This window comes from Roseateles sp. (assembly GCF_036404855.1).
GTDB lineage: Bacteria > Pseudomonadota > Gammaproteobacteria > Burkholderiales > Burkholderiaceae_C > Pelomonas.
Genome location: NZ_DASWYS010000151.1, coordinates 1 through 9065, shown reverse-complemented (window position 1 = coordinate 9065; position 9065 = coordinate 1). Strand labels below are relative to the sequence as shown.

General features: G+C 70.4%; 8 protein-coding genes. All 8 read right to left on the bottom strand.

Going from position 1 to position 9065, the window contains the following annotated elements; translation table 11 throughout:
* Positions 1-1646, bottom strand: a 1646-nt coding sequence (locus tag VGF12_RS09950; RefSeq protein WP_331175875.1) for a serine hydrolase domain-containing protein, incomplete at its 3' end; no start/stop codon positions are given.
* Positions 1647-1868: 222 nt separating this feature from the next.
* Positions 1869-4073, bottom strand: coding sequence for a molybdopterin-dependent oxidoreductase (locus tag VGF12_RS09945; protein ID WP_331175874.1), 2205 nt, complete (start codon positions 4071-4073; stop codon positions 1869-1871).
* A 90-nt stretch (positions 4074-4163) separates the two neighbouring features.
* Positions 4164-5261: an alpha/beta hydrolase gene (locus tag VGF12_RS09940; protein ID WP_331175873.1), complete on the bottom strand. Its 1098-nt coding sequence runs from the start codon at positions 5259-5261 to the stop codon at positions 4164-4166.
* 22 nt (positions 5262-5283) lie between these two features.
* Positions 5284-6057, bottom strand: coding sequence for a LytTR family DNA-binding domain-containing protein (locus VGF12_RS09935; RefSeq protein WP_331175872.1), 774 nt, complete (start codon positions 6055-6057; stop codon positions 5284-5286).
* On the bottom strand, positions 6054-7088 hold the full coding sequence (locus VGF12_RS09930; protein ID WP_331175871.1) for a histidine kinase: 1035 nt from the start codon (positions 7086-7088) through the stop codon (positions 6054-6056). The genes VGF12_RS09935 and VGF12_RS09930 overlap by 4 nt, the downstream gene beginning before the upstream one ends.
* A gap of 155 nt (positions 7089-7243) precedes the next feature.
* Complete coding sequence (locus tag VGF12_RS09925) at positions 7244-8341, bottom strand: sensor histidine kinase (protein ID WP_331175870.1); 1098 nt, start codon at positions 8339-8341, stop codon at positions 7244-7246.
* Positions 8342-8440: 99 nt separating this feature from the next.
* Entirely contained in the window at positions 8441-8824 is a 384-nt protein-coding gene (locus tag VGF12_RS09920; RefSeq protein WP_331175876.1) for a PilZ domain-containing protein, read from the bottom strand.
* Positions 8825-8866: 42 nt separating this feature from the next.
* Positions 8867-9065, bottom strand: a 199-nt coding sequence (locus VGF12_RS09915; protein ID WP_331175869.1) for a hypothetical protein, incomplete at its 5' end; no start/stop codon positions are given.

Genomic DNA, 9065 nt, shown 5'->3' with positions numbered 1-9065 from the left:
CGCTGCTTGTCGGCCTCCGCCTTGCGGTTGGCAATGGCCACCTTCAGCCGCTCATCGGCCTCCGGCCGGCCGTCGAACAGCACCTCCAGCAGCTTGCGCTGCAGCGGGCCGCGCAGCAACACGCCCGCGTCGGAGTTGGTCAGGATGGTCACGCCCGAACCGTACTCGGGCAGCCAGATCATGTTGGAGTGAAAGCCCAGCATGTCGCCGCCGTGCGAGGCGACGGTGATGCCGTACTGCCGGTCCACGAACAGGCCCATGCCGTAGTTGATGTCCTCGCTGACCATGACCTGAGGCTTGTAGCGCTCGGCCCAGTTGGCCTCGCCGATCAGTGGCCGCCCCTCGGGTGTCTTGCCCTGGTTGAGCTCCATCAATACCCAGCGGCTGAAGTCGTGGGGTGAGGTCCACACCGCGCCGGCGGGGCGGGCCGGGATGATGGTGTAGTTCAGCTCCATGCTGGCGCGCCGCGTGCTGCCGTTGAAGGCGTCGCCATGCGGCATCGCGTGGTTGCCGCGCAGGGCCTTGGCGTAGTCGAAGGTCGTGTTCTTCATGCCCAGCGGGCCGAACAGCAGCTCCTGCATGGCTTCGTCATACGCCGCGCCGACCTCCTTGCCGGGCTTGAGCACGGCCGCGGCGACATAGCCGCCGGCGCCCACCATCAGGTTGCTGTACTGGAAGACCTCGCCGAACTTGCTGGTCGGCTTCATGGTGGCGAGTTGGTCAAAGGTCGACCGGGCCGGCGCCTTGCCGCTGGCGAACAGCCACTCCATGTCCTGGCGCGGCATGCCGGTGCAGGCACAGACGAGGTGCTTAATCTGCACGCTCTTGGTCACCTCGGGGTCGGCCAGGCGGAAGCCCGGGTAGGCCTCGGCGGCGGGCTGGTCCCAGCGCAGCTTGCCCGCGTCCACGGCGCGGGCGAGCAGGGCAGTCGTCATGGACTTCGTGTTGCTGGCCGCCATGAAGAGGGTGTCGGCATCCACCGGCGCGGGCTTGCCCAGCTCGCGCACGCCCAGGCCGCCGGCCCAGACGAGCTTGCCGCCATCGATGAAGCTCAACCCCACGCCGGGCACGTCGAGCTGCTTCATGCCGTCCGCAATGAAGGCCTTGAGCTGCTCCACGCGTTCAGGTGTCAGCGGCTTGGCCGTCCGGCCGGCAAAGCTCTCGCGCGCATAGCCCTTGGGTCGCAGGCTCGCGAAGAACTTGCCGATGGGCGCGCCGCGCTTTTCCAGCGTGGCCTCGGAGGCCTGCAGCAACTGGACAGTCCATGCCTTGCCGTCGCCGGTACTGGCGCGGCGTGCGACGGCTTGGATGGAGAGCTTTTCGTTGGGCGAGGTCTCGTACTCGAAGACCTGCTGATCCACCCAGCCGTTGCGGGCCGGGCGTTGCGTGGCCAGACGCAACGTGCGCTTGAAGCCAGGCTGTGCCATCGCCCAGGCCTGGGCGACGGCGTCGGCGGCATCCTTGGCCGAATCGAGGTCGATGGAGTAGATGGTGGCATCGCCCTCGGGTGCCGTGAACTTCAGGACGGCATTTCCGCCGCTGGCCACGAAGGCCTCGGGGGGCGAGTAGCTGTGGCCTGCAGAGGAGGTGTCGGCCTGCGCCACGCAGTTGGCGGCCAGCAAAGAGGCGATCAGGAATCGGCGCATGCGGTGGCTCCTGGAGGGGAGTCTTCATGCTATGCCGGAAACCAAGCGGAGCCGATGGGTGCAGTCGCCGCCGCCGTCGCCGCCCGGCCGAGTTTGTCCTTCAGCGTGATGACGAGGCGCAGCAGCTGGTCACCGGTGGGCGCCCGCCTGCGTCGAGGCTGCCGGCGCGGCGGTGTGAACACCCTGCCGCGTCGTTGCCAGAGCTTCACGGAAGGCGTCAGTTCACGCGGGCGAGATTTCGACGGCCACGCCCGACAGGACCGCATTGCCCGACAGCGGGTCCCGCGCCGCGTCGTCCAGCAGCGCGTTCATGTTGACGCCGGGTCGTTCGCGCGCGACGCCCAACCGGACGCCCTCCAGGTCGTGCCCCCAGCCGTGCGGCAGGCTGACCACGCCCGGACTCATGTCGGCGCTGAGCTCCACGCGGGCGATCAGTTCTCCCACCGCGCTGCGCACCTGGGCGAACTCCGTCAGGCCGAGGCGTTCGGCGTCCTCCGGGTGGACCAGCAGCGTGCAGCGCTCCGGCCCCTTGGCGAGCAGCGGCAGGTTGTGCATCCAGCTGTTGCCGGACCGAACGTCACGCCGGCCGATGAGGCTGAACCCGGGCGCCGGTTCAGGGGCCACCTGCGCGAGGTCAGCCAGCACCGATGGCGGTGCCAGCTCGACCTTGCCGCTGGGCGTGCGCAGGACCTCGGGAATGCGGGCGGTGAGCGGGCCAAGGTCCACGCCGCCGCCTTCTATGCTGCTGGCGGCCTTGACCTTGGCAAGGTTCAGGCCGTCTGGATTGGGGCCGAACTGGTCGCCGTAGGGGCCGATGCGCAGCTGCAGGTCGATGAGGCGCTCCGGGCCGTGCCACGGGCGCAACGCGGCCAGGATGGCGGGCGTTTGGTCGCCGGCGAAGCGGCGCACGTCGGCTTCGATGGCCTCGTCGTCGAGCTGCTGCACGTCCACGTCCAGGCCCCGGCCCTCGAGCAAGGCGCACAGGCGCAGCAGGGTCTGCCATTCTTGCGGCGTGTCGGGCGCGGCGTCGAACACGGGGCCCGAGAAGCGGGCATGGTTGCGGTGGCTGAGCTGCGGGAAGGCGACGTCGAAGTGCAGATCCTCCAGCGGCGAGAGCCCCGGCAGGATGACGTCGGCATGGCGGCTGGTCTCGTTGACGTAGATGTCCAGGCTCAGCATGAAGTCCAGCCCCGCCAGCGCGTTGGCGATGCGCGGGCCGCCGGGGGCTGACAGCACGGGGTTGCTGGCGATCGTGATCAAGGCCTTGACCTGACCTCGGCCCGCCGTCTCCATCTCCTCGGCCATGACGGTGATGGGCAGCTCGCCGAAGACTTCGGGCACGCCGGACACGCGGCTGCGGCGCCGGCCCGTGGACACGCCTTTGCCGCTGCCGGGCCGACCCTGGGTGTTGGGCGCGAACGCGGCGGCCTTGGCGAACATCGCGCCACCTTCGCGGTCGAGGTTGCCGGTCAGCGCGTTGATGAGGTCGACCAGCCATGAGTTCACCGTGCCGAATCGGGTCGTGCAGGTGCCGATGCGACCGTAGACGGCAGCGCGTGGCGCGGCGGCCAGCTCGCGTGCGAGGCGGCGCTGCGTCGCGGCCGGGATGCCGCAGCCGGGGGCTGTGAACTCGGGGGCGAAGGGCCTCAGGGCGGCGCGGGCTTCCTCCAGGCCGTTGACGTGTTCGGCCAGCCGGCCCAGCTTGACGAGGTCCTCGTCGAACAGCGTGTGCGCGATGCCGGCCAGCAGCAGCGCGTCGCCGCCGGGACGAATGGCCAGGTGCTCGTCGGCCGCTGCGGCGGTCTCGCTGCGGCGCGGGTCGACGACGACGATGCGCCCCCCGCGGGCACGCAGGGCCTTGGCCTTGCCGCGGTAGTCGGGCACGGTCCACAGGCTCCCGTTGGACACCATGGGATTGCCGCCCAGGATCAGCAGGTAGTCGCAGCGCTCGATGTCGGGCAGCGGGATGCTGAGCCAGTGCCCGAACATCAGGCCCGCGCTGAGCTGCTTGGGCATCTGATCCAGCGTGGAGGCGCTGAAGAAATTGCTCGTGCCGAGGGCGCGCACCAGGCGCGGGATGTAGGCCAGCAGGCTCACCTTGTGCGCGGACGGGTTGCCGGTGGTCAGTGCCACCGCGTCGGCGCCATGCTGGCGGCGGATGGGCAGCAGCCGCTTCTCGATCTCGGCGAAGGCTTCGTCCCAGCTGGCCTCGACGAAGACGCCATCGCGCTTGATCAGCGGCATGCGCAGGCGGTCAGGGTCTTCGTGTAGGTCCTTCAGGCTCACGCCCTTGGGACAGAGATAGCCATGGCTGAAGACGTCGTTCACGGCCCCGCGGATGCTGACGACCTGAGTGCCCTCGGTCTTCACCTCGAGGCCGCAGCAGGCTTCGCACAGCGGGCAGATGCGGTAGTGACTGGCTGGCATGGCGTGTCTCCTGGTTTTCGGCGGATTCTCCCGGGCAGAGTGTGAGCCCCGCGTCAATCCGGCGACATGACCTCTCGGGTCATCGAGGCTTCAGGCCGGCGGCGCGCCCAGCCATTGCTGCAGCCTGGCCAGCACGGCGGCGTCGGTCTGCAGCGCGAGGTGGCCCAGACCCGTGAACAGGGCGGTGTCCGTGAAGTCCAGGCGACGGGCGGGCGAGCGGTGCTGGCCCAGCGCACTGGCCACGGGCACGAGGCCGTCCCCCAGCCAGCGCGCGGGCGAGCCCCGGGGCTGGCGGACGGTGGTGGCGGCGACGGCGTAGCAGGCCACGCCTGTTGGCAGCGGCAGCACGCTGGCTCTGCCCGCATCGGCTTCGAGCAGGCTGGCGTGGCGCAGGTCGCGGATGCCGGCGCTGCGCCTTGCGGCCAGCCCGGCCAGCGGGCGCGAGTAGGCGCTGAGGCCCAGCAGCAACTGCAGCTGCTGGCCGCCGCGCTCCAGTGGCGCGCCCTGGTGAGGCGTGCCCAGGGTGACGAGGTTGCACAGCCGCCGACGCCAGCGCCGTCGGCCGACCTGGGCGATGGCGCTGCGTGCGACCAGGCCGCCCATGCTGTGGCCCAGCAGCGTCAGCGGGCCGGGCACGTCGTCCAGCAGCGCAGCCAGCTCGGCGCCGTTGCGCCAGATCGCGCGGCCGCTGTTGTAGCGCAGGCCCAGTGGCTGGTAGCCCAGGGCCGCAAGGGCGGCGGGGAAGTCGGTGTCCCGCGCGTCGGCGTTGCGGCGCCACTGCGCCTCGTTCATGCACAGGCCGTGCAGCAGCACGAGGGGCGGCCCGTTGGCGCCCTCCACCAGCGGGTGCAGGCTCATGGCTGTGGCCAGTGGATTGCCGGTCTCCTCGAGGTAGTCGCCCAGCACGCCGTTCAGGGCCGCGAGCGCGGCGCTGGCCCGTTCGGGCCGGGCTTGGCCGAGCATCGGAGCGAGTGCGCCCAGCGCCGTGTCCAGCCCGCCGCCCACCAGCCGGGTCACGCCGCGCACGCTGCCATAGACGAGGCCGGTGATACCGCGCGTCCTCGTGCGCGATGCCGTCAGCGGCAGCCGTGCAATCTCGGCATGCAGGGCCTCGACGAGGTCGGCGACGCCGGCCGTGGCGGCGATGGCGAGGCGGCTGGCTCCGCGCAGTTGCTGGACGCTGGGCATGGCCCAGTGTCCAGCAACTGGGCTACATCTGGCGGAACAAGTGCGAGCAGCTCTCCGCAACCAGCAGCATCTCGCTGCCGTGCTTGAGCTTGATCTGCATGCGCCCGCGGAAGTCCCGGCTCACGCTGGCGATGGCGTTCACGTTGACCAGCGTGGATCTGTGGATCTGCCAGAACTGCTGCGCGTCGAGCTCGTCGATGAGCTCCTTCAGCGGCTTTCGGATCAGGGCCTCGCCATCCTTCAGCGCCAGCCGGGTGTACTTGTTGTCGCTCTGGAAGAACATGACCTCGTCGACGGTGATGAGGCGCAGCGTCTGGCCCACCGAGGCGTTGATCCAGCGCAGCGGCGCGCGCGCCGCCGAGGGCGCGGCGGCCGCGGGGCGGTTGGCGAGCTGGTCCAGCAGGCCACCGATCGGGGCCGGGGCCTGCCCCAGCCGCGCCTTCAATCGCGAGATGGCCGTGAACAGGCGAGCGCCCGCCAGCGGCTTGAGCAGATAGTCCACCGCGCCCTGGTCGAAGGCGTCGATGGCGTACTGGTCGTAGGCGGTCACGAAGACGACGTGAGCCCGACCGCCCACCTGGCGGGCCACGTCGATGCCGGTGGCGCCCGGCATCTCGATGTCGAGGAAGAGGATGTCAGGCTGGTGCTGGTCCAGCAGGCGCAGCGCCTCAAGGCCATCGGCGGCCTCGCCAACGATGCTGAGCTCAGGCCAGAGCCTGCCGAGCTGCTCGACGAGTTCGCCGCGCAGGGCGGCTTCATCTTCGGCGACCACCGCGGTCGGGGCAATCAGGCTCATGACGGAAGTTCCAGGATGAATTCGGTGCGGCCCGCACCGCTGTGGCACTGCAGCTTCGCGTCCAGCACGGCGAGGCGTTCGTGCAGCGAGGCAAGGTCGTTGTCGTCGCTGCACAGGCCTTCCTGGTCGAAGCCCAGCGTGATTCGGCCGTCGACTCTGAGCCAGCAGCGCTGCGGCCGGCCCAGTCGCACAGCGCGCTGCACCAGCGGCAGCAGCAGCATGGGCGGCAGCGGCGTGGCACCGTGCGTGCCGAGATCGCAGTCGAAGGCGGGCGGCGTGCCCCCGAGGTCGCGCAGCAGGTCGAGGTAGCTGGCGATCAGCTCGGCTTCGCCACCCAGCGTGGCACCTGCGTCGCGCAGCCGGGGCAGCGCCACGCGCAGATGGCGGATCAGTCGCTCCAGCCGCGCGCTGGCGCCGGGGTCCTGGCGGCCGTAGGCCTGCTCGACGGCGACCAGGGCATCGAACAGCAGGGCCGGATCCACCTGGGCCTGCAGTGTGGCCAGGCGCGCGGCCAGGGCGTGGCGGCGCAGCTGACTGTGCTCGCGCAGCAGGTCCTGGGCGGCCTGGTCCTGGCGGCGACGCAGGGTGCGGAACTCCAGCATGCCGACGATCATCAGCGCCGGCATGAAAATCCACAGCGTGTCTCCGATGATGGCTGTCGGGCGGAACATCGTGCAGCGGGGCTTGCCGTGCGTCTGCGCGTAGATGTCGCACAGCGACGGCCAGGGCAGTGCGGCGGCCAGCGGGTAGATGACGGCCATGGACAGGGCCGATCCGACCAGCGTGGCCGTCACGAGGCGCAAGCGTCGCCGTGGGTGGACGGGGCTGCTGCGCGTGGCGGGTAGCCAGCACAGCAGCTGCACGGCGCAACTGACCAGCGGCAGGCTCAGGTGGCGGGCCAGGACCTGTGGCAACTGGTCGCCGACGTTCAGCTCCAGCAGCGAGGTCAGGTCGATGGCGCCGAACAGCAGCGCCGCGCCGACGAAGATCAGGACCTCACGCGTCTGGAGGGAGCGCCAGGACTGCAGCACATGTCGAATCCAACCCGCCAGGAGGGATCCCGCGCGGTTTCCGGGCCGAGCGCCGGGCCGCTCCCAAGCCCGCTCACCGGGGGAGGTGCCGTCCTCGCGAGGGTCCGACCGGGTTGGTCCGCGTTCGGCGGCTCCGGGCTGGGCGTGGAGGTGATTCATGCCAGGGCCTCGGCAGGCAGGCGCACGCGGGCGACGACGCCTCGGGGCTGGGCGGCCTCCAGCTCCAGCGCGGCCGCGTCGCCGAAGCGGGCTGCCAGCCTCGCCCGCGTGTTGGCCAGGCCCACGCCGGCGCCCCCGCTGGCGGTGCCGAAGCCCTGGCCGTTGTCAGCGACCTCGACGGTGAGGCCGCCATCCGCCGTGTGTCCGGCGCGAATCTCGATGCGACCGCCCTCGGGCAGCGGCGACAGCCCATGTTTGATGGCGTTCTCCACCAGCGTCGGCAGCACCAGCGTGGGCAGGCGTGCGTCCAGCAGCTCGGGCGGCGCGGCGATGTCGAACGAGAGGCGCTCACCCATGCGCATTTGCAGGATGGCGAGGTAATGGCGCACCAGCTCCAGCTCGTCGGCCAGCGAGGATTCGTGGCGACGCATGCCGGGCAGCGCGGCGCGGAGGTAGGCGATCAGAGCCACCAGCATGTCGCGGCCGCGACCGGGCTGGGTTTCGTACAGGCGCTTGACGTTGGCCAGCGTGTTGAACAGGAAGTGCGGCTCGATCTGCGCGTTCAGCGCCGACAGCTGGGCTTCGGTCTGCTGGGTCTTGAGCGCTTCGCGTTCGCGGAACAGGCGGGTCAGCTCCTCACGGCCCGCGCGCTGGGCGCGGCTGACGAGCAGCAGTGCATAGGCCATGCCGCCGAGCAAGGCCCACAGCGCGATGGTGGACACCACCCAGTAGGCCTTGAGCCTCACTCCGGGGTTGTCCATGGTCGCCACCTGGTAGCGCAGGAAGGTGCCGAGCGCCGCGCCCAGTGCGACGGCGCCAGCCTGCACCGCCAGTGCGGCGGGCAGCTTCCAGCGCCGTCCCGCCAGCAGTGCCTCGGCCAGCGCCACCGTGAGCAGCAGCGTCAGGCCGGTCAGCAGGCACTGGCGGCTGAAGCGGACCAGGTCGAACAAGGCGGCAGGCAGGCCGCCGTCGCTTTCGCCGTACCAGGTCAGCGTGCGTGAGATCGCATAGAGCAGGCAGAAGTAATAGACCCCTGCCAGCATGCGCAGATTGCAGACGCGGCGAAAGGCTTGCAGCGGGCTGGGCTCCTCCATCGCGGCATTCTCGGCGGGCTGCCATCCCCTCGGGGAGGGATGCGACGAAATCAGCAATACGCGGCGCCAAGCCGGTTCTGGTCGCCTCGACGAAGCCGGTCAGCCGTGACGGGCCGCGGCAATCAGCGCCTTGAGCTCGCGGTTCGAGGCATCCGGGTCGCCGAGGTTGACTTCGATGAGGCGGCGCAGATGGGTGATGGATTCGAGGTCGATGCTGCGGCACTGCACGCCGACGTGGCTGCCCTCGACGTGGGCGAGTTCGCCGGCCATTGCGATGATCGGGTCGTCCGGTGCGCCGCTAGCCAGGGGCAGCTTGACGAGGCAGGGCATGCCGACCTGCGGCGTCAGCCCCGCGGGCAACTGCAGCAGCACGCCCTTGAGCGAGATATCCAGCACCTGGCAGCCGAGGTGCTCCTGGGTGGTGATCAGCTCGGCTCCCGATGCGAAGGCGACACGGGCGAATTGGCGGCGTTCGGTGCTGATGATGGTCTCCGGCAGGCTGACCGTGGGGCGGTCGCCACTATCCTAGACGAAGGGTTCGAGCTCGGCGCCGCTGCCGAACACGGTGCTGTGCTCGACGGCCTGTTGCAGCCGTTCGGGCGCCAGCGAGGCCAGACCCATGGCTTCCAGCATGAACCAGGAGGCACGCAGGAAGGCGACGGTCTCCTCGCGCGTGCCGTCGGGGCTGGCCGGCGGTGCGTCCCAGTCGCGCTCGGGGGCCTCG